The organism is Massiliimalia timonensis, from assembly GCF_900186585.1.
GTDB lineage: Bacteria > Bacillota > Clostridia > Oscillospirales > Ruminococcaceae > Massiliimalia > Massiliimalia timonensis.
Window position 1 is genome coordinate 204,475 of the sequence record NZ_FYDD01000004.1, and the last position, 20,785, is coordinate 225,259.

General features: G+C 48.1%; 17 protein-coding genes. 10 read left to right on the forward strand and 7 right to left on the reverse strand.

Annotation, left to right across the window (positions count from 1 at the left end):
* Positions 1-7 precede the first annotated feature (7 nt).
* Positions 8-655: a potassium channel family protein gene (locus tag CIB36_RS08730; protein ID WP_093989192.1), complete on the forward strand. Its 648-nt coding sequence runs from the start codon at positions 8-10 to the stop codon at positions 653-655.
* A 141-nt stretch (positions 656-796) separates the two neighbouring features.
* On the opposite strand, the gene CIB36_RS08735 is transcribed toward CIB36_RS08730, so the two are convergent.
* A complete protein-coding gene (locus CIB36_RS08735; protein ID WP_093989193.1) occupies positions 797-1,645 on the reverse strand; it encodes an AraC family transcriptional regulator in 849 nt (282 codons plus the stop codon).
* Between the two features lie 169 nt (positions 1,646-1,814).
* Between CIB36_RS08735 and CIB36_RS08740 the strand changes: the two genes are divergently transcribed.
* Both CIB36_RS08740 and galT read left to right on the forward strand, forming a co-directional pair.
* Complete coding sequence (locus tag CIB36_RS08740) at positions 1,815-3,101, forward strand: galactokinase (RefSeq protein ID WP_093989194.1); 1,287 nt, start codon at positions 1,815-1,817, stop codon at positions 3,099-3,101.
* 7 nt (positions 3,102-3,108) lie between these two features.
* On the forward strand, positions 3,109-4,080 hold the full coding sequence (galT, locus tag CIB36_RS08745; RefSeq protein ID WP_093989195.1) for a galactose-1-phosphate uridylyltransferase: 972 nt from the start codon (positions 3,109-3,111) through the stop codon (positions 4,078-4,080).
* A gap of 51 nt (positions 4,081-4,131) precedes the next feature.
* Here galT and CIB36_RS08750 read toward each other — a convergent pair whose 3' ends face one another.
* From CIB36_RS08750 to CIB36_RS08775, 6 genes are all read right to left on the reverse strand, one after another.
* A complete protein-coding gene (locus tag CIB36_RS08750; protein ID WP_093989196.1) occupies positions 4,132-4,602 on the reverse strand; it encodes a GNAT family N-acetyltransferase in 471 nt (156 codons plus the stop codon).
* A gap of 25 nt (positions 4,603-4,627) precedes the next feature.
* On the reverse strand, positions 4,628-5,806 hold the full coding sequence (locus CIB36_RS08755) for a trans-sulfuration enzyme family protein (RefSeq protein WP_093989197.1): 1,179 nt from the start codon (positions 5,804-5,806) through the stop codon (positions 4,628-4,630).
* Positions 5,807-5,998: 192 nt separating this feature from the next.
* The gene (locus CIB36_RS08760; RefSeq protein ID WP_093989198.1) at positions 5,999-6,454 is read right to left on the reverse strand and encodes a helix-turn-helix transcriptional regulator; all 456 of its coding nucleotides are present in this window, start codon (positions 6,452-6,454) and stop codon (positions 5,999-6,001) included.
* Between the two features lie 205 nt (positions 6,455-6,659).
* Positions 6,660-7,625 (reverse strand): sugar phosphate isomerase/epimerase family protein, encoded by a 966-nt coding sequence (locus CIB36_RS08765; protein WP_093989199.1) that lies wholly within the window; start codon positions 7,623-7,625, stop codon positions 6,660-6,662.
* Between the two features lie 20 nt (positions 7,626-7,645).
* Positions 7,646-8,728 carry a Gfo/Idh/MocA family protein gene (locus tag CIB36_RS08770; protein WP_203226444.1) on the reverse strand — a complete coding sequence of 361 codons (1,083 nt, stop codon included), beginning with the start codon at positions 8,726-8,728 and terminating at the stop codon, positions 7,646-7,648.
* A 54-nt stretch (positions 8,729-8,782) separates the two neighbouring features.
* Positions 8,783-9,805 (reverse strand): LacI family DNA-binding transcriptional regulator, encoded by a 1,023-nt coding sequence (locus CIB36_RS08775; RefSeq protein WP_093989201.1) that lies wholly within the window; start codon positions 9,803-9,805, stop codon positions 8,783-8,785.
* A 474-nt stretch (positions 9,806-10,279) separates the two neighbouring features.
* Between CIB36_RS08775 and CIB36_RS08780 the strand changes: the two genes are divergently transcribed.
* The 7 genes from CIB36_RS08780 to CIB36_RS08810 all read left to right on the forward strand — a co-directional run bounded on the left by CIB36_RS08780 (position 10,280) and on the right by CIB36_RS08810 (position 20,612).
* Complete coding sequence (locus CIB36_RS08780) at positions 10,280-12,928, forward strand: YfhO family protein (protein ID WP_093989202.1); 2,649 nt, start codon at positions 10,280-10,282, stop codon at positions 12,926-12,928.
* A 131-nt stretch (positions 12,929-13,059) separates the two neighbouring features.
* Entirely contained in the window at positions 13,060-14,148 is a 1,089-nt protein-coding gene (locus tag CIB36_RS08785) for a hypothetical protein (RefSeq protein WP_093989203.1), read from the forward strand.
* Between the two features lie 104 nt (positions 14,149-14,252).
* Positions 14,253-14,756, forward strand: coding sequence for a hypothetical protein (locus CIB36_RS08790; protein ID WP_093989204.1), 504 nt, complete (start codon positions 14,253-14,255; stop codon positions 14,754-14,756).
* A 250-nt stretch (positions 14,757-15,006) separates the two neighbouring features.
* A complete protein-coding gene (locus tag CIB36_RS08795) occupies positions 15,007-15,288 on the forward strand; it encodes a TM1266 family iron-only hydrogenase system putative regulator (RefSeq protein ID WP_093989205.1) in 282 nt (93 codons plus the stop codon).
* Positions 15,281-16,699, forward strand: a complete 1,419-nt coding sequence (gene hydG, locus CIB36_RS08800; protein WP_093989206.1) for a [FeFe] hydrogenase H-cluster radical SAM maturase HydG — start codon at positions 15,281-15,283, stop codon at positions 16,697-16,699. Before CIB36_RS08795 ends, hydG begins: the two co-directional genes overlap by 8 nt.
* Positions 16,700-16,900: 201 nt before the next feature.
* A complete protein-coding gene (locus tag CIB36_RS08805; protein WP_093989207.1) occupies positions 16,901-19,075 on the forward strand; it encodes an alpha-L-rhamnosidase in 2,175 nt (724 codons plus the stop codon).
* Between the two features lie 172 nt (positions 19,076-19,247).
* Entirely contained in the window at positions 19,248-20,612 is a 1,365-nt protein-coding gene (locus tag CIB36_RS08810; protein ID WP_093989208.1) for a citrate/2-methylcitrate synthase, read from the forward strand.
* The last annotated feature ends 173 nt before the right edge of the window (positions 20,613-20,785 follow it).

Sequence of the window (20,785 nt, forward strand, 5' to 3'; positions counted from 1 at the left end):
GAAGATTATGAAAACAGTATTAGTTGTTGGATTAGGACGTTTTGGGCGCCATATGGCGCGGAAATTGATCGAAGAAGGCAATGAGGTCCTGGCGATCGACATCAATGAAGAACGTGCGGATGCGGCGGCTGAGTTTATCCCGAATGTCCAGATCGGGGATACCACCAATGAAGCGTTTATCCGTTCGCTGGGCGTTAATAACTTTGATCTGTGTGTTGTTGCGATCGGCGATAACTTTCAAAGCGCGCTGGAAACTACGGTCCTGTTAAAAGACCTTGGGGGTAAATATATCCTTGCGCGTGCCAGCCGCGATGTTCATAAAAAGCTGCTGCTGAGAAATGGCGCGGACCATGTTGTTTATGCGGAACGGGAAATGGCGGAACGCCTGGCTGTAAAATACGGTTCCAAAAAGATCTTTGATTATATCGCGATGACCAAAGATTACGCGATTTATGAAATTTCTCTTCCAGCGGCCTGGAAAGGGAAAAACATGGTGGAACTGGAGGTGCGGACTAAATATCATATCAGCATTCTAGCGACAAAACGAGGGGAATCTATTTTCCCATTGCCGGATCCGCAAAGCCATTTGTTCACGGCAGACGAAACTTTGGTCGTTTTTGGACATAAAGATATGGTCAAGGCTTTAACGAAATAAACAAAAAGTTGATGTATTAAAAAATAATACAGAATGTAAAAAAAGCATACGGCATTATTGCCGTATGCTTTTTCTGCTAGAAAGATATATTTTCCTTGTCTTTTCCATACTCCTGTGACATAGAAGGAGAACCAATATACATTACCCCTTTTTTTGCTGTTGGGTTTCACGGTATGCTTTCTGGTATCCGCGCGGGGAAACACCATATAGCTTTTTAAAGACCTTGGAAAAATGCAAAGGGTCATCATACCCGGCGGAGGAGGCAATTTCACTGATAGAAAGCGCCGTCTGCTCCAGCAGCAGCCTGCTTTGCCGGATGCGGAACTGCTCCAGGTAAACCTGTGGGGAGATAGAAAAATTTTTCATAAAGATCCGGTACAAATGGCTGCGGCTGACCCCCAGATCTGCGGCAATATCCAACACAGAAATGGGATTGGAATAGTGCTCGGAAATAAAATCCACCGCTTTCTTGGCATATTCCAGCGAAAGGTCTACTGCCTCTTCGTGGCTTTCCGAATACTCCACCAGCTTAGAAAGGAACAAATACAGGTAGCCTGCCATCCTGATATGGCGGTAATACTCCCCTCCGCTGGACTCATAGATCTGCAGCAGCAATTCTTTTAGCTCTTCACTATGGTTGGTGCGAATAACAGGATTTTGCGGGGTAAAATCAGTTTTGCTCAACAGGTTTTTTACATCGGCGCCTAAGAAACCGACCCAATAATATTCCCAGGGGTCCTCTTGATCCGCAAAATAACTCACGACCGTGTTGGGATAGATCAGAAAGGTGTCTCCTTCTTGTAAAGCGAAGGTCTGCCCTCCTGCAACATAATACCCCTTTCCAGAAACAACATGATGAATCAGGTACACACTGCGGCTTAGCGGTCCCATTTGATAACCCGCCGAACATTTTTGATAACCCGACCGGTGAATATTCACCATGATAGCGTCTTCTTTTTCAGTTTTATAAGAAAATTTAAAAGGTTCCATACCGTGGTCCCTCCTAAGCTCCAGTTTGAGTTCATTATATCAGTACTTTTATAGAAAATCAACCATATTGGGAAACATTTTTCCATGTTTAAAAAACATTCCTGAATAGACTTTCGTGAAGAAATCAAGTAATCTTAAACTAGGAATCAATCAAAAAGGAGAGATTACCATGGAGGAGTTGAAGCAATTGCAGTCCCAGCTGCAAAACGGCGGGTATGATCAGGCTTTCCGCCGCCTTTATCCCGAAAAGGCTCTGTCATATCAAAGACAGAGATATTCGGAAGCAATCGAAAGTTTTCAGGAGATTTTCCCTTGCCATACGGAAGCGGCGTTGTATTCTGCACCGGGCAGAACCGAGGTAGGAGGAAACCATACAGACCACCAGCATGGCAGGGTGTTGGCCGCAGCAGTAAATTTGGACATTATCGCCGTGGTCGCCCGTAATGACGACAATATGATCCGGTTACAATCCAAGGGATTTCCCATGAATGAAGTGGAGCTTTCCACCCTTTCCCCGATCGAAGAGGAAAAGGGCTCGTCAAACAGCCTGATCCGTGGGATCGCCGCACGGTTTACCCAGATGGGGTACCCTGTCGGCGGGCTTGATATTTATACCACCTCTGATGTGTTGAAAGGCTCTGGGCTTTCTTCCTCTGCGGCGTTTGAAGTTCTTGTTGGGACGGTGATCAGCAAAGAATTTTGCGGCGGTGAAGTCGACGCGGTAGAGATCGCCAAAATCGGAAAATACGCGGAAAACGATTATTTCGGTAAGGCAAGCGGCCTAATGGACCAGATGGTGAGTTCGGTCGGGTCATTTGTTGAAATTGATTTTCGCGATCCAGACCAGCCTGTGATCGAACAGGTGGCCTTTGATTTTTCCGCAAGCGGATTTTCTCTTTGCATTACAGATACCAAAGGAAACCACGCGAATCTTACCCCTGATTATGTGGCGGTGCCGACAGAGATGAAAAGCGTGGCGGCTTTCTTCGGTAAGGAAGTGCTGCGGGAAGTAGAAGAAAAAGAATTTTATGCGCGTCTGCCTGAAATTCGTGAACAGGTTTCCGACCGTGCCGTGCTGCGTGCCATCCACTTTTTCCAGGAGAATGAGCGTGCAAAGCAAGAGGCCGAAGCGCTGAAACAGCAGGATTTCGTGTCGTTTTGCCAAATCGTGAAAGAATCTGGCCGGTCCTCTTATGAGCTGCTTCAGAATGTGTTCTCTCCTGCGCATCCGGAGGAACAGGGCGTATCCATTGGGCTGGCTCTCAGTGAGCGGGCTCTTCAGGGACAGGGTGCATGCAGGGTGCACGGAGGCGGTTTTGCCGGCACGATCCAGGCGTTTGTGCCAAACGGCATGGTAGAAGGATACCGCTCTTTAATGGAACAGGTCTTTGGAGAAGGCGCCTGCTATGTGTTGCAGATCCGTGAAGCAGGCGGCGTAAAATTGGAAAGGGAGTAATAAAGCTATGGCAGAATTAAGATGGCATCCATTGACAAAAGATTGGGTGATGATCGCTTCAAACCGGCAGGCACGTCCGCAAATGCCGAAGGACTATTGCCCGTTTTGCCCAAGCTTTGGAAACGTACCGGATTATGAAGTGCTGAAATATGACAACGACTTCCCGGCGTTGTCCCAAGATCCTCCAGTTCCGGATGACGTGGCGAACAGCTTTTTCAAAACGGCAGAATCTTACGGGAAATGCGAAGTGATTCTGTACTCCCCGGATCATACCAAAACGATCAAAGAGCTGTCCGACAGCCATATGAAAAAACTGGTAGACCTTTGGTGCGAGCGTTTTGAGGCGATGAAGGCGGACCCCAAGATCAAATATGTCTTTATTTTTGAGAATCGGGGGGATGTAGTCGGCGTAACGATGCCGCACCCGCACGGCCAGATGTACGGTTATTCCTTTGTGCCGAAAAAGATCCAGCTGGAAACAGAATCCGCTAAGGAATTTTTGGCGGAAAAGGGGAAATGCATCTTCTGCGAGATGCTGGAACAGGAGCTGGCATTTGAAAAACGGATCATTTTCCAGAATGAAGCGTTTACGGTATTTCTCCCGTTTTTTACAGAATATCCTTATGGGGTGTACATCATGGCAAATTCCCATAAACAGAATATTTCCGAATTTACCGAACAGGAAAAGGAACTGCTGGGGATCACCATCCGTGATGTGGCGGGGATGCTGGACAGCCTGTTTGACTATAACTTCCCTTACATGATGTGCATGCACAACGCGCCGGTAAACGGCGAGGACCCGTCTGAATATTTCCATTTCCACATCGAATTCTTCCCGCCGATGAGAAGCGCGGATAAGCAAAAGTTTAATGCTTCCAGTGAAACCGGCGTTTGGGCGCACTGCAATCCGACCTGCCCGGAAGAAACATCAAAAGAGCTGCGTGCCGCATACCAAAAATATATGGAGTCTAAAAAGTAAACGTGATTATCAAGAAAGCGCCTTTCATTAGAAAGGCGCTTTCTTGTATACTTACAGCTTATATTGGAATTCAAATTCATGTTTTAGTGGGATTTTTTCATTACCGAAGAATGGAATTGTTGGTTTTAATTTTCTGGATTCTTCGATCGCGTTGATATGAACTGCGGCCAACTCAAAGCCAAATTTTTGATAATACCGTATGGCATGGATATTATCGTTTGTGGTTATCAGCCATACAGTTTCGCAATAAGCCTGTTTTGCTTTGTTAAGTACGGCTTTAATCAAAGCGGAACCGATTCCCTGATTTTCCAAAATGCTTTGCAGAACCAGTATTTCGCATTGATTCCGGCAGATTTCATACAGGATATATCCTGTTAATTCCCCGTTGGTAAGGGAAATAAATCCCTCTGAATATGACGTATCATGTACGGTTCCCTTGGTGATTACCACCGGGCCGGCCCATTCCTCTGAGATATGTTGATTCACTTGAGCTCTGAATTCTTCATTGATAGGGATAATCATGTTCGCTCACTTTTCTTTCATGCTATTATGATAAGACGGCAAGCGCCTGCTCCAGATCCTGGATCAGCAGGTCGCATTCCTCTAATCCGCAGTGGATGCGGATGGTCTGCTCAGAAATGCCCATAAAGTCCAGCTCTTCCGGTGAGGCGTTGTATCCGACCGGGGTCGCTAGGCTTTCAAACCCGCCCCAGGAGCACCCGATCTTAAAATACTGGAGCCGGTTGACTACTTTCACAGCGTCCTCTTTGTTCCCGTTTATGTCAAAGGTCATCAGCCCTGTGCTTCCGGTCTGCTGGCTGGCGATCAGGTCATGCTGTGGGTGTGAGGCCAATCCAGGATAACGCACGCATTTGATTTTTGGATGCTGCTCTAAAAATTCGGCGACTTTTAGCGCGGTCTGTTGGTGCGCATGGACTCTTACCGACAGGGTGCGAAGCCCGCGGATCACCAGCCATGCCTCCATCGGCCCCATAATACCGCCGTAGAGAGGACGTATCGTATGTTCCAGCTCCTTTGCCAACTCCAGATCGTTGGAAACCAGCACCCCGCCGATAATATCGGAATGCCCGCCCATGTATTTGGAAAGCGTGTGCATTACAATGTCGATGCCAAATTCCAGCGGTTTTTGGAAAATCGGCGTGCAGTAGGTGTTGTCTAAGTAAGTGTAAATGCCGTGCTGTTTCGCAAGGGCGGCGACTTTTCGCAGATCGGTCACAGAAAATGCAAAGGTGGACGGGCTTTCCAGCACGATCAGGGAGGTTTCCGGCCGGATAGCCTGTTCATATTCGGAAATGTCTGCCCCCCGTACAAAGGTGACGGACATTCCCAACTTTTCTGTACAGAACGATTGTAAAAAGTTGCGGAGAGGGCCATAGGCGTTGTTCATGCAGATCACATGGCTGCCAGTATGGCAGGTGGCCATGACGGCGCTTGAGGCCGCGGCCATCCCAGAGGCAAAGATCAGCGCCTTTTTTCCGCGTTCTAAGGCGGCGATTTTTTGCTCCGCCAGATAGACGGTGGGGTTGCGTTCCCGGCCATAGATGTAAGCGTCTTCTTTTTCTGAGTCGAAATGAAGATATTCCTCCGCTGTATCGAAGACATGCAGGGAGGTCAAGTAAACAGGGGGAACCACTGCGTGCAGATACTTTTCGTTTTCATCTGCCAGATGTTCCAGAATAATGCTGTCGTTATCGAAATTTTTCATGGGATAAGCCCCGCTTTCGTGTTAATGAAAATAGGATACGCCGATCCAGGAAAAAAGTAAAGAGCAGGACGTAAATTTTAGGAAAATGGACAAATTAAGAGAATGATTTTTGACAGGTCCATAGAAAAGAAGTGTCCTTTAGGCAATCTCCTAAAGGACAAAAGCGTATCAACGGAAACTCGATGAGGCGGGTCATTTATCTTTTCTGGTTTTCCAGACATGGTATAAAATATCTTTTAGAACCAGCATGGCCTCCTGTTCGTTAAATTGATATTCCTGCTTCAGTTCATCCAACATGATATTGATTCGGCGGGCATAGCCAGGGATGTTGACCTTATCTTGATATTGAAGCAAGATGGGATATTTTTTGCCCCAGGCATTGGTCCAATCAACTTTTTCTTCTGTTTTCTCGCTGGTCTGGTCGATGATTTCCTGTATTTCCTTTACATCTATATCAAAATCAATCAATTCATCAAGGGTCATCTTGTAGAGTACCGCCATTTTTTTCGACTGGCGAATATCGGGAACCGTTTCATCGGTTTCCCATTTTGAAATGGTTTGTCTGCTTACGCCCAGTTTTTCCGCCACGTCTTCCTGTGATAAGCCGCATCTTTTTCTTGCGTGGAACAAGTTGTTTCCCAAATTCATAAATTTTCCTCCTAATAAGTTGTTAGCAATAGTATACCGCTTACCACAAAGAAAAGCTACCAACTGCGCTTTCTATTTCTGCACGTTGTTTTAACAACCTGTTACCATTCAGGGGAGGAGAAAATGCTTGACAACACAAGAAAACGGCACAGCCAAGGCCATGCCGTTTCCCCGAACGATACAAATATTGTTTTAGGCATACTGATTATGCCCAGAACATATCCTGTGCTGGTTCTTTCATCACACACTGTTTTAAGGTGTTGATCGCGGTATCCAACCCTTCCAGCTTGCTCATCAGGCCGTCTTCATGTTCAATGCTCATTACTTTGTCGTAACCGGCAAGGCGCAGCTCGGCGACAATATCTCTCCAGAACAGTAAATCATGCCCGCAGCCGACAGAACGAAATCTCCAAGAGCGGTCTTCGGAGTAGTGGCGGGTATCCAAAACGCCGTTGACTGCCTTGTTGTATTCGTCTACCTTGGTGTCTTTTGCATGGAAGTGGTAGATCGCGTGATGTTTGCCCAATTCACGGATCGCCGCTACTGGGTCGATCCCCTGCCAGATCAGGTGGCTTGGGTCAAAGTTCGCGCCGATCTCTGGTCCGACCGCCTCACGGAGCTTTAACAGGGTGTATGGATTGTAAACGCAGAATCCGGGGTGCATTTCAAACGCGATTTTGGTCACGCCGTAGCTTTTTGCTTCCGCGGCTTTTTTCTTCCAGTACGGGATCAGCACTTCGTTCCACTGCCAGTTTAAGATTTCGGTATAATCATCTGGCCAGGAGCAGGTGACCCAGTTTGGTTTTTGGCTGGTTTCACTGTCGCCCGGGCAGCCGGAGAAGGTCACGATGGTGTCGATGCCCATTTTCTGGGCCAGCTGAAATGCTTTGGTCAGCTCTTTGTCCGCAAAATCAGCCAGCTCTTTGTTTGGGTGAACCGGGTTATTGTGTGTGGACAAAGCGCAGATGCTCATGTCGTATTTTTTCAGAGTATCTAAAAATTCCTGATATTTTGCTTCATCGTTTAACAGGACATCTGGGTCGCAGTGATGTTTTCCCGGGGAACCGCCGCATCCCATTTCAATGGAGTAAACACCGCGTTCGGAAAGGATCTGACACATTTCTTCCAGAGATTCTGTCTGGAAAACAGGATTCATAACAGCAACGTACATAATGATACCACCTTTTTAAATTAGTCAAAGTAAATTGTTTTTCCGGTTTCTGCGGATTTATAGATCGCTTCCAAAAGCTGGGTCACGACCAACGCCTGTTCTGGTTTTACGATCTGTTCGCCGCCGTTTTTCACAGCGTTATAGAAGACATCCTGTTCCACGTCGGGAGCGTCTTCCCCTTCCCCGTCATAGAATGCAACTCCCGCTGCATCCAAGGCGGGTTTTTCGGTGACCTGCTTGTTGTATTTTACGGTATTGATCCGCAGCCCGTCTTTCATGTCGGCGCCCGCTTTGGTCCCGCAAAGGGAGGTTTTTGCTTCATCTACATCCAGGCTGTTCAGCGCCCAGCTGGCTTCCAGCACAATGGTCGCGCCGTCTTTCATTTTGATAAAGCCAAACGCGGAATCCTCTACCGTGAATTTTTCACGGTCCCAGTCGCCCCAGGCGTTCGCGGTGTTTTTTTGGTCGCCCAGCTTTTTGAAGACAGAACCGGTAACAGAGGCCGGCTCATAATTATCCATCATCCAAAGAGTTAGATCCAGCGCATGGGTGCCAATGTCGATCAAAGGACCGCCGCCCTGCTCTTCCTCATTTAAGAAAACGCCCCAGGTTGGCACGGCACGGCGCCGGATGGCGTGTGCCTTTGCATAATATACTTCGCCTAAATCGCCGTTTTCACAGGCTGCTTTCAAATAGCGGGAATCTGGACGATAGCGGTTCTGATAACCGATATTCAGGATTTTTCCAGTTTCTTTGGCGGTTTCTACCATGGCTTTGGCATCCGCATAGGTTTTTGCCATCGGTTTTTCGCACATCACGTGCTTCCCAGCCTTCATGGCGTCGATGGAAATAAAGCTGTGGGAGCGGTTTGGAGTTAAAACATAAACTGCTTCGATCTCCTTTTCCTGCTCCAGAAGCTGTTTATAGTCGGTGTAAACATTTGTGTTTTCTGTGCCATACTCCTTTTTGGCTTTGAGGGCGCGCTCTTCAATCAAGTCGCAGACAGCCACGATCTCAAAATTTCCGTTTTTCTTGATCGCCGGTAGGTGTTTCCCGTTGGCGATACCGCCACATCCGACGATACCGATTTTTAGTTTTTCCATGCGAATAACTCCTTTTCAGAATAAATCTATAAAAATGGTTTCCCAAAACTGAGACTATTTAGAGGGGCAGACTGACTGCCGCTGGATCAGCCGGTGCTGAACCAGCACGCTTTGTGTAGGATTGCCGCCGATACGTTCAAATAACAGCTCCATCGCCGTAGTGCCAATGGTGTACTGCGGCTGCCCGATCGTTGTGACTGACGGCTGGTAAACTTCACTCATGGCCGTGTTGTCAAATCCGATCACGGAGATGTCCTGCGGAACGTGGATCCCGTTTGCCTCCAGGGCTTGAATCGCTCCGATCGCCCCGGCATCGGAAAAGGCAAAGATCGCATCCGGCAGCTCCTGTAATTTTAGAATTTGTTTTACACAGCGGTTTCCCGCCTTGTAGGTGAGGCCTTCCGGGAAGAGAAGCGCGGTGTCCACTGGGATCCCCGCCTCCTTCAGCGCTTTGCGGTACCCGGTTTCGCGCATGATCGCGGAGCCGGTGAGCGTCCCGTTGTAATCTGTATCAAGCAGGTCCGATTCGATCCCCAGCAATGCGATCCGCCGTTTCCCGTTTTCGATCAAAAATTTGGTTGCGTCATAACCTGCCTGAATATTGTCGATGCTGACGCAGGAAATATCCGGGTCACCCACTGGTTCACAGGCGCAGACGATGGGGTAACTGCGGTTTAGCTCGCTGATCTGTTGTTCTGCGTGAAGGGTCGTCATAAAGATCGCGCCGTCCACGACTTTGGTCTGTATCATGGAAATGGCGTCTAGAATATTCTTTTGCAGGTCACGGGTCGTCATGATGAGGACGTTGTAATCAAGCTCTCGGGCCTTATCCTCGATACCGCGTACTACGCGGGAATAAAACTGGTTAGAAATGCTATTGAGCACCACTAAGATCCGCTTTGTGTGGAGCTGGCGTAAATTTTTACCCAAAAAGTTGGGGCTGTAATGCAATGCATGAACTGCCTCCATTACCTGCCGGCGGGTATTTTCTTTTACACTTTCGGGCTGGTTCAGTGCGCGGGATACTGTTGCCACCGAAACACCGGCCAGGCGCGCCACCTCTTTGATCGTTGCCATTTCACACCTCGCAAGCTTGATTTCGTAAACGATTACAATTTTTGATTCCTAAAATGTAATCGTTTACAGTTTGAATATACTACAGGGAAAATAAAATTTCAACCTTTTTTTGGAAGAAAAGAAAAAACCGTGTTTCTGCATAAATTGAAAATAAAAATATTGTGTATTTTGTAAAATGGCAAATATTCAGTTTTTATGTTGAAAAAGTGGAAAAATAGCGACTTTTCAACAAATATACAGATTGTAATGGTGGAAAATGTGGAAATAAAAATTTATAATGTGGAAAAGTCAGTTGAAAAGGTTAAAAACTCCGCAAAAATAGGGTGTAAAATAGTAGAAAAGAAATTTTGCAATAATGTGGATAAGTTGTGAAGAACAGAAATTTACAAAGTGTATATTTGCTGTTTTGACAAAATTTACAAATTCATTAAATTAAGATAATATAATAGAAAAAAACAAAAGGAATTCTGCCCCATGAAACAAACCAAATGCTCACTGATCCTTGCCCCGGCAGGGGTGTTTCTTTTGCTGTCCGCCGTGTATCTGCTCTGCGGACTGTTTCCTTATGGAGAAAATACCATGGCGTGGGGCGATATGACCCAGCAGGTGATCCCTTTGCTGTTGGAATTAAAACAGATGCTTTTGGGCGGAGATGGATTGACCTTTTCCCACCTGACTGCGGGCGGGATGAATTTTGTGGGAGTTATCTTATTTTTTATGGCCAGCCCTTTTTCTTTATTGGCGCTGCCGATCCCCGATACCCAGCTGATCGTCTGGGTAAATGTGCTGGTCATGGCGAAATTGATGCTCTGCGGGTTCTGCGCGCAGTGGTTCTTCTTTAAAAAGTTCCCCAAGCTTTCCGGAGGTTTATCTGCGGTACTGGGGATTTCCTATGCAATGTGCGGGTACGCTTTGTTGTTCTTTCAAAATATGATCTGGCTGGATTTTATGGCACTGTTCCCGCTTCTGCTCCTTGCGCTTGACCGTTTACTGGTCCGCTCCCGCCCAATGGCGTTTATTTTTGTCTTAAGCGGAATGCTGATCATCAACCTGTATTTGAGCTATATGCTGATCTTGTTTTTGGTCTTGTTCTGTGGATTTTATCTGTTTTTCTTTTCCGAAATAGAAAAGAAAAGCAGGGGGCGCGCCGCTTTTTTGCTGGGGATCTCTGTCCTGCTGGCGGCCCTTTTGACCGCCCCGGCATGGCTCAGCTTTTGGAGGCAGTACCTAAACTCCGCCCGTGGCGTAGACCTGATCACCAGCCTGAGCGGCGGTAACTTTTTTGCAGATATCCGGACGACCTTTTGTATCCTTCTGCCCTGCCCGCTATTGATTGCGGGCGCTATTTTCCCGGCGCCGGATTACCCTAAAAAGCGCAGGCTGTTTTTATGGCTGCTCCTGCTCATGGCCGTGCCGCTTTGTATTGACCCGGTCAACCGGATGTGGCATACGGGAAGCTATCAGGCGTTTCCGGCGCGGTACGGATATATCACAGTGATGATGGGGCTGGTCCTTGCGGCGATGATGCTGTCGTCTTATCAGGGAGCGCCAAAGTACAGCCGCAGGAAAGTGCTTTACCTGTGCTGGGGAACAATGGCGTTTTACCTATTAACGGTAATCGGTGTACTAGTCTTTTTGGACAAGGATCTGAAGCAGTATGTCCGCTCCCTGTGGGTGAACGACGGGCAGTTTGTCAGTATTCTGCTGGTATTTGTCGCAGGGTTTCTCTGTGTATTCGTCACGTTGTTCTGCTGGCAGAATCAATGGCTGACTCGGCGTACACTGGCCTTGCTGCTTTGCGCCTCCACCCTGACAGGAGGCTTCTTCTACAGCGACGTGTTCTTGGGGCAAGCCGCCCGAAGCCCACAAAGCTGGCAGCTGGCGGCAGATCTTGCCGGACGGATCGACGATACGGGTTATTACCGGGTAAAGATGGAGAATAAGGATTTTGACATCAACCTTTTGGGCGGGATAGGATATAACAACTTAGGGCATTATACCTCCCTGACCTCGGAAGAATATTTATTCGGGATGAAAAAACTGGGCTATTCCTGCTATTGGATGGAGACCAGCCCGGTAGGCGGGACTGTGCTGACGGATGCGCTGCTCTGCAACCGGTATATTATAGAACGCACCGGCAGTGAGGAAGAGGGAGAGCTTCTTTACATCAACGAAAAATATCAGATCCGGGCGCTTTCTGATATGTTGCCGTTAGGGATCGTGACAAACAGCGGGCTTTCAGAACAACTGACAGATGGGACCCGTTCAGAGGTGCAGCAGCAATTATTTCAAGAGATCTTTCAAAGTGAAGAACAGCTTATCACCTCGTATGAGCCGGCAGAACAGCAGAATATCTCGGTGGAACGGACTTCCGGGCACTACCGGCTCCAACGGGGAGAGGGGAGCAACCCGTCAGGGCTGACGTGGAGCATCCCGGTGACCCAAAGGCAAGCCCTTTATTTTGACTGCTTTGACGCACTGAGCACCAAGTTGACCGAACCGATCAACGGAGCGTTCACCGTATCAGTAAACGGGGAGGAGCTGCTCCAGGGCTACCCCTCTAAATCCAAGAACGGGCTGTTGTATTTGGGGACATTTGAAAACGAAACAGTACAGGTTCAGGTAACGCTGCACAAGGACGTGGAAGCAAAGTCCTTTGGGGTATACGGCATGGATCTGCCCTTGCTCGCCTCTCAGCTTCAAAGCCGGAAAACCGCGGACCTGACCGTGCGGGGCGGGAGTATCCAGGGGACTTGTGAATCCTCCGGAGAGGAATGGCTGTTTTTATCTGTACCGTATGACAAAGGCTTTTCCGCCAAGGTCAACGGAAGCGAAGCGGAAATTTACCGGGTATTCGACACCTTTATGGCGGTGCCGCTTCAAGATGGGGAGAATGTGATCCAGATCGAATATCAGACCCCCGGCGCGAAAGCAGGGCTGCTCCTGTGTCTGGCAGGGATTCTGGGAGTGGCGCTGCTGGGGATCTTCAAACGGATAAAAATACCTGCCATGTTTGAAAAAGCGGCGGTTTTCCTGCTGGGAGGGATGGCGCTGTTGATTTTGGCAGTGGTTTATTTGGCGCCGGTATTGCTGTGGGTCAAGGCGCATTTCTTGATTTCTTAAAAACGAAGGGCTTTTGCCCTTCGTTTTTTTATTTTTTCCGAAACCGGAAAGAGAAATGATGATTTTGTAGCAAAAGACAGCGCAAAACATAAGATAAGATAAAACTATTTCTTCAGGGAACGGAGGATATTATGAACAGTTTATCTGTAGATTTCTTTTTAGGCGCCAACTCCGAACACGGTTTTTTCTCCCATTTTGACCAGCTTCAGGACCCTTACAGCGATTTCCAGACCTTTATTATCAAGGCAGGGCCGGGAACGGGGAAATCCACGATGATGAAAAAGCTGGCAAGGCGGTATGCGGACCGTGAAAGGCTGGTGGAGCGGGTGCATTGCTCTTCTGACCCGGATTCCTTAGACGGGGTGATCCTTCATGACAACCGCATCCAGATCGTAGACGGGACCCCTCCCCATGTCATGGAGCCTCGATTTGCGGCCGCGGGAGAAACGATTTTAAGCTTTTACCCGGCATTTTGCGAAAAGGAGTTGCGCAAACACAGGCTGGAGATCGCGCAGACATCATCAGTGATTTCAGGATTCCACCGGCGTTTCTGCGAATTGCTTCGCTGTGCGAACCTGTTGCTGGATAGCAATGCAGCGCTGATTCGTAAAAGCTTGAACCAGCCCAAGCTGGAACGTGCGGTTCAGGGGATTTTAAAGCGGGAGTTATCTCACAAGAAAAAACAGGAAGGGATGGGTCTTGCAAAAACAAGGCTGGTAAGCGCGTTCACCCCGAAAGGCCTTATTACATATCAGGATACAATCAATACGCTGTGTGGGAAGGTATATTTGCTCGACGATGAATACCGTATTTGTTCCCACCTGTTTTTAACCATAGTCCGCGATGCGGTATTGAAGGCCGGGTACGATTGTTACGTCTGCTATTCCCCGTTCCATCCGGATACGCAAATCGACCAGGTGCTGATCCCTGATTTGGGGCTTGGATTTGTTACACGGAGCCGTTTTCTCCCATTGGAGCAGGTGCATGCCAATAAGGTGATCCATGCGACCCGTTTCTTTGACCGCGAGATCCTGCGCCAGAAAAAACAGCGCCTCAGCTTTTGCAGAAAAACGGCGGCCGCTATTTTGGAAGAAGCGCTGGAAGCATTGGCTCAGGCAAAGGCCGCGCACGACGTCTTAGAAGAATTTTATGCTCCTAATGTAGATTTTTCTGTAGTGGATCAGATTACGGAGGAGTTTTTTAATCGTTTGGAAGCATGAGTCAACAGGAAGAAAAGGGGATTTCCCCTTTTCTTCCTGTTTCTGTATAAAAAGGAAAAATCCTCCCAAACTGGTAGTAAGCGTAAGAAAAGGAGGAAATTTCCATGAAAGTAAAACAGGTGGCACATTTATGTTTGATAGGAATTTTGCTGGCGACGGTATTTTTCTGCGGGATCAGTGTAGAGGCAAAACCGGCAAATGTTTTTGATGGCAAGTTTACTGTTTATAAACGGGTAAAGGAAACACAGCTTTTGGCAAACCCGGATAGCGCCTACCGGTTCCGACTGGAATGGCTGGATGAAAACGGGCAGGTCACAAAGATAGAAAACAGGAGAATCTTACCTGAAGAAAACTGGCTGTATCCGGTAGACGACCAGGGCTATGCGACCCTAAAGGCAGAGTTTGAGGGGTTAGAGCCGGGAAGCTACCGTTTAGCAGAATTGGGCACGATGCAATACAGCTTCCAAAAGGGCGGAAATTACTCCGGAAAGGTAAGGACGAATCAAAACGCAGTATATTTTACCTTAGATGAAGAAACACCGCGGGCAAGTGCTACCTTTATCAGCCGGCACCACGAAACAGGCGCGGGGCTTTGGCTCCACCTGTAGAATATTGGTTGACAATCGTTCCTTTCAGGTGTATCATGAAGTTAAACATTCCGGTGCGGGAGAAGATTCTGCCGGGCTGGAAAAGCAATAAAAGTTCTGATGCACAAGGGAAGATCCCTATGATAAAGACGTTGACAAGGTAAACCAAACATGGGGTTACTGCGATTTAACTTGGGAAAATAGGCCTGTGTATCTAATCTTTTAGATGCACAGGCCTTTTGTTTTGTGCGTTCACAGGAAAGGAGCACCTATGGAAACCAGAATTGCCCTGATCGGGATCATTGTTTATGATGTGGACAGCGTGAGGCGAACCAACGACATCCTGCATGAATATGCTCAATATATTGTGGGGCGGATGGGGCTGCCCTATCGTGCGAAAGGGGTCAATATTATTTCGGTGACCTTAGATGCCCCAGAACCGGTCATCAGCGCCCTTTCCGGGAAATTGGGGCAGATTTCCGGCATCAGCGTAAAATCAATGCTCGCCAAGGAAGCGCGGGGAATAAAGAAAGGAATGGAAGAAGATGTATGATTCAAAATCCCCTCATGCAGAGGAATTTATCTGTGATGAGGAAATTTTAGCAACGCTCGAATTTGCAAAGAAGAATAAAAACAATAAAGAACTGCTGCAGGAAATTTTACAGCAGGCGGAAGAAATGAAAGGATTGAGCTACCGTCAGGTAGCGTTACTGCTGGAATGCGATGACCAGCAGGTTATTGACGAGATCCACCGCATCGCTATGAAGATCAAAGAGCGCATTTACGGCAACCGGATCGTCTTTTTCGCGCCACTTTATTTGGCTAACTACTGTGTCAACTCCTGCCGTTACTGCGGGTATCATCACTCCAACTGTGAAATGAAGCGGAAAAAGCTTTCTCAGGAAGAGATCCGCAAGGAAGTAATAGCGCTTCAGGACATGGGTCACAAGCGCCTTGCACTGGAAACCGGCGAAGACCCGGTCAATATTCCGCTGGAATATGTGCTGGAAAGCATCAAGACGATTTACAGCATCAAACATAAAAATGGGGCGATCCGCAGGGTGAATGTCAACATCGCGGCCACTACGGTAGAAAACTACCGCAAGCTGAAAGAGGCGGGGATCGGCACCTATATCCTGTTTCAGGAAACCTACCACAAGCCCACCTACGAGTACATGCATCCGGCAGGACCAAAGCACAACTATGCCTACCACACAGAAGCAATGGACCGCGCACAGCAGGGCGGCATCGACGATGTGGGGATCGGCGTACTTTACGGACTGTATGACTATAAATATGATACTGTTGGGATGATGATGCACATCAAGCATCTGGAGGACACCTGCGGCGTAGGCCCGCACACCATCAGCCTACCTCGGATGCGCTTTGCCAGCGATGTCAATATCGGTGATTACCAGAGGGTGCCGGACGAGGTGTTTTATAATATTGTGGCGATCCTGCGTTGCGCAGTACCGTACACTGGCATGATCATCTCGACCCGTGAATCACCGGAAAGCCGGGAGAAGCTGCTAAAGCTAGGAATTTCCCAGTTAAGCGGCGGTTCCTGCACTGGGGTCGGCGGATACGCGGATGAAGCACAGCGGGAAGAGGACAATACCGCGCAGTTTGAAGTAAACGATGAACGGAGTCTGGACGAGATCATGAACAGTTTGTGCCGGACGGGGTATATCCCCAGCTTCTGCACAGCATGCTATCGGGAAGGACGGACAGGCGACCGTTTCATGCAGCTTGCGAAGACCGGGCAGATCTGCAACGTATGTCAGCCGAACGCGCTGATGACCTTAAAGGAATATGTGATCGACTATGCCAGTGAGGAGACCCGCCGGTTCGCAGAAGAATTGATCGAAAAAGAGATCCCGAAAATTAAGAATGAAAAGATCCGAGCAAAAACAATAGAAAACTTAAAACAGATCGAAGAAGGGAAACGTGATTTCCGCTTCTAAATCTGGACATTGAAACAGGGGAGATAGTTGTTCTCCCCTGTTTTTTTCGTTGAAATACTGCCCAAAAACAAACCCGTTTTTTCGTGAAATTCAGAGGGATTCTGATGATTCGGCTTTCCCTTTCTTGTAAAGTAAAAATGCCTGTGCTACAATGAACTTGATTTATAAAATAAGAAAAATCTGATAAAAGGTGGGAATGATATGACCCATAATATTTTAGCGGGAAACTGGATCACCGCGGCGGAAGATCTAAACGGGGCCAGCCCGGTATTTCGCCGTAAATTTATTTTGGAGCAAAAAAAGGTGCGCTCCGCGATGCTGGCGATAACTGCCTTGGGATTGTATGAGGCGTCGCTGAATGGCCGCCGGATCGGTACAGACGTGCTTCAGCCCGGATTTACTGCATATCAGCACAGATTACAGTATCAGACTTATGATGTGACAGAGCTGTTGGAGCCAGAAAATGAACTGACAGCGTTGGTTGGCAATGGATGGGCGGTTGGCCGAATCGGGTTTAACGGGAAAGTAAAAGCTTATTCGGATAAGCCGGCGTTGATCGCCACGTTGGCGGTAGAGTATCAGGATGGCAGCCGGGTGCTTATCATCACAGACCGCGACTGGGAATATGCGCAAAGCAAGGTGCGTTTTTCCGATATTTATGACGGCGAGACCTACGATGCATCCTGGCAGGTAAAGGATTGGAAGCCGGTCCTGCTGGGAAACTATCAGAAGGAGAACCTCATTCCACAAGAGGGGGCACCAATCCGGGAGCATAATGTATTTCAACCTATTCTGCTGAAAACCCCTAGAGGAGAGACTGTACTGGATTTTGGCCAGAACCTGACTGGGTATGTGCGTTTTACGGTAAAAGGGGAGCCGGGTGCTGTGTGCGAGCTTTCCCATGGAGAGATTCTGGATAAGGACGGTAATTTTTACAATGAGAACCTACGCTCCGCCAAGGCGAAGCTCTGTTATATCTGCGATGGTACGGAGCAAACCTATCAGCCGCATTTTACCTTTATGGGCTTTCGTTATGTGCGGGTAGATCAATGGCCGGAAGAGGTAGACCCCTCCCGCTTCGAGGCGGTCGCGGTACATTCCTACATGGAGCGGACCGGCTGGTTTGAGTGCTCCTCCAGCAAGGTCAACCAGCTTTACCGGAACATTATTTGGGGACAAAAAGGCAATTTCTTGGATATCCCGACCGACTGCCCGCAGCGTGACGAACGTCTGGGATGGACTGGGGATGCGCAGGTGTTTATCCGTGCGGCGGCTTATAACTATGATGTAGAACAGTTCTTCCGCAAATGGCTCAAGGATTTGGCGGCGGAACAGGAGCCGGATGGAAGTGTCCCGGATGTTATTCCAAATGTGTTTGACAGCCAGATGCATTCTGCGGCTTGGGGAGACGCAGCAGTGATCTGCCCATGGCAGCTTTACCTTACTTATGGACATAAAGATATTTTGGAAAACCAGTTCCACAGTATGAAGCGCTGGATCGATTATATCCGTTCCGTCAGCGAAGACGGCGTCTTTTGGAAAGGCGGCACCCATTTTGGGGATTGGCTGGGGCTGGATGCCCCGGCGGGAAGCTATAAGGGCTCGACCGATCCCGATTTGATCGCCCAAGCGTATTTTGCTTACTCTACCTCCCTTTTGATCAAGGCTGGAAAGGTCTTGGGAGAAAATATGGAAGAATACGAGCTGCTGTACCAGAAGGTACGTGGCCGGTACCAGCAGGAATTCATCCGCGGCGGTGAGTTGACCTGCAATACGCAGACAGCTTATGTTATTACCCTTTATTTCCATCTTTGCGACCAGCCAATTCCTTTTGCGAGGCATTTGGCGCAGATGATAGAGGATAACGGGAACCGACTGCAAACTGGGTTTGTGGGCACGCCGTACCTGCTGCATGCGCTGTCTGAAAACGGGTATGCGCAGCTTGCCTATACCCTGTTGCTTCAGGAGGATTTCCCATCATGGTTATATTCAGTAAACCAGGGCGCTACCACCATCTGGGAGCACTGGGATGGGATCAATGAAAAGGGAGAAATGTGGAGCACGGATATGAACTCGTTTAACCATTATGCATATGGCTCGGTTGCTGACTGGATGTATGGCGTAATGGCGGGGATCTGTCCGGATGAGTCTGCTCCCGGATACCGGCGCATTTTGTTCCGGCCGATCACTGACAAACGGCTCAGCTCGGTGCAGGCTTCCCTGAAAACAGTTTATGGAAAGGTGGCCAGCGGCTGGTACCGTGCAAATGGGAAGACTGTTTACATCTTTGACGTACCGTCTGGCTGTACCGCAGAGATTCAGATAGAAAACCAGAACTTTAGCGTGGAAGCGGGACATTACGAGTATAAAATCTAGGAAAAAGGCGGATAACAACAGTTATCCGCCTTTTATCAAGAATAAAATATGAATTTCATATGTGCAGATTATTAATTTATCAGCCGGCAACTTGATTTTTATACCAAGTTGTTTTATACTTAAAGGTATCACTTCTTTACAAGTTTGGAGTAAAATCAGAAAGGATGGGTGTATGATGGCAGATAAATTTTCTCAGATCACACCACAGATTGAACATTATACAAAGCTGTGCATGAGCAATGGACCGATCGACCCGCAGCTTTATCAACAGTATGATGTAAAGAGAGGTCTGCGTGATTTAGATGGAAAAGGCGTCTTGACTGGTTTGACTGAAATTTCAGATATTGTTTCTAAGAAACAGGAAAATGGCAAGATGGTACCCTGCGAAGGGAAACTATACTATCGTGGCGTAGACGTGGAAGAAATGGTGCGTGGGTTCGTCAGTGAAAAGCGGTTTGGATTTGAAGAAGCGACCTATCTGCTGTTGTTCGGCAATCTTCCCAACCGGGAACAGTTGGATGAATTTTGCGGTGTTTTAGCTGATTACCGGACACTTCCAACCAGCTTTGTGCGGGACATCATCATGAAAGCGCCAAGCCAGGACATGATGAATACACTGGCAAGAAGTGTGCTGACCTTGTACTCTTATGATGCAAATGCGAATGATACCAGCATCCCGAATGTTTTGCGCCAATGTCTGGAGCTGATCTCCCTGTTCCCGCTGCTCTCTGTTTACGGATACCAGGCGTACAGCCACTATCATGACGGGAAGAGCCTGTTTATCCACTCACCGAAACCGGAGCTATCCACCGCAGAAAACATTTTAAGGATCCTCCGCCCCAATAAAAAATACACGCCGTTAGAGGCGCGGATCTTAGATGTGGCGCTGGTACTGCATGCCGAGCACGGCGGCGGAAACAACTCCACTTTTACCACCCACGTCGTTACCTCCTCTGGGACGGATACCTATTCCGCGATCGCGGCGGCGCTTGGCTCGCTGAAAGGCCCGCGGCACGGCGGTGCGAACATCAAGGTGGTGCAGATGTTCGAGGACATGAAGCAGAACGTAAAAGACTGGAACGACGACGAAGAGATTTCTAATTACCTGAAAGCATTATTACATAAACAGGCCTTTGATAAAGCCGGCCTGATCTACGGTATGGGGCATGCGGTATATTCTATCTCTGACCCGCGTGCAAATGTGTTTAAACACTTTGTAAAGAGCCTATCTGAGGAAAAGGGGCGTGAGGAGGAATTTGCCCTTTATTCTGCGGTAGAACGTTTAGCGCCGAGAGTGATCGGGGATGAACGGAAGATTTACAAAGGCGTCAGCGCAAATGTAGACTTTTATAGCGGGTTCGTTTATAGTATGCTGGATCTGCCGTTGGAATTATACACCCCGATTTTCGCGATTGCAAGGATCGCGGGCTGGAGCGCGCACCGGATCGAAGAACTGGTAAACGCGGGGAAAATTATCCGCCCGGCTTATATGAATGTTGGAGCACACAAAGAATATGTCCCGCTGGACGAACGGTAAATAAAAAAGGAGCAGCCCATACGAGCTGCTCCTTTTTTATTTCAGGCGGTCTTTTCACCTTTTCCGTTGATGGTCCCAAGGGGCCAAAAACAACAGGCAATCGGAAAAAACACCATATTTTTCTGAAAGATGGCGACAGGGAAAAACAAGAAAGCAGTCCGGTAAACTTGAGC

What these genes read in the sequence shown, in the direction of transcription:
- CIB36_RS08785 (WP_093989203.1), top strand. Translation starts at nt 13,060, where the DNA reads ATGAACAGTTTATCTGTAGATTTCTTTTTAGGCGCCAACTCCGAACAC.
- CIB36_RS08765 (WP_093989199.1), bottom strand. Translation starts at nt 7,625, where the DNA reads ATGTACGTTGCTGTTATGAATCCTGTTTTCCAGACAGAATCTCTGGAA.
- CIB36_RS08740 (WP_093989194.1), top strand. Translation starts at nt 1,815, where the DNA reads ATGGAGGAGTTGAAGCAATTGCAGTCCCAGCTGCAAAACGGCGGGTAT.
- CIB36_RS08760 (WP_093989198.1), bottom strand. Translation starts at nt 6,454, where the DNA reads ATGAATTTGGGAAACAACTTGTTCCACGCAAGAAAAAGATGCGGCTTA.
- CIB36_RS08790 (WP_093989204.1), top strand. Translation starts at nt 14,253, where the DNA reads ATGAAAGTAAAACAGGTGGCACATTTATGTTTGATAGGAATTTTGCTG.
- CIB36_RS08735 (WP_093989193.1), bottom strand. Translation starts at nt 1,645, where the DNA reads ATGGAACCTTTTAAATTTTCTTATAAAACTGAAAAAGAAGACGCTATC.
- CIB36_RS08770 (WP_203226444.1), bottom strand. Translation starts at nt 8,728, where the DNA reads ATGGAAAAACTAAAAATCGGTATCGTCGGATGTGGCGGTATCGCCAAC.
- CIB36_RS08750 (WP_093989196.1), bottom strand. Translation starts at nt 4,602, where the DNA reads ATGATTATCCCTATCAATGAAGAATTCAGAGCTCAAGTGAATCAACAT.
- CIB36_RS08795 (WP_093989205.1), top strand. Translation starts at nt 15,007, where the DNA reads ATGGAAACCAGAATTGCCCTGATCGGGATCATTGTTTATGATGTGGAC.
- CIB36_RS08810 (WP_093989208.1), top strand. Translation starts at nt 19,248, where the DNA reads ATGATGGCAGATAAATTTTCTCAGATCACACCACAGATTGAACATTAT.
- CIB36_RS08775 (WP_093989201.1), bottom strand. Translation starts at nt 9,805, where the DNA reads ATGGCAACGATCAAAGAGGTGGCGCGCCTGGCCGGTGTTTCGGTGGCA.
- CIB36_RS08755 (WP_093989197.1), bottom strand. Translation starts at nt 5,806, where the DNA reads ATGAAAAATTTCGATAACGACAGCATTATTCTGGAACATCTGGCAGAT.
- hydG (WP_093989206.1), top strand. Translation starts at nt 15,281, where the DNA reads ATGTATGATTCAAAATCCCCTCATGCAGAGGAATTTATCTGTGATGAG.
- CIB36_RS08730 (WP_093989192.1), top strand. Translation starts at nt 8, where the DNA reads ATGAAAACAGTATTAGTTGTTGGATTAGGACGTTTTGGGCGCCATATG.
- CIB36_RS08780 (WP_093989202.1), top strand. Translation starts at nt 10,280, where the DNA reads ATGAAACAAACCAAATGCTCACTGATCCTTGCCCCGGCAGGGGTGTTT.
- galT (WP_093989195.1), top strand. Translation starts at nt 3,109, where the DNA reads ATGGCAGAATTAAGATGGCATCCATTGACAAAAGATTGGGTGATGATC.
- CIB36_RS08805 (WP_093989207.1), top strand. Translation starts at nt 16,901, where the DNA reads ATGACCCATAATATTTTAGCGGGAAACTGGATCACCGCGGCGGAAGAT.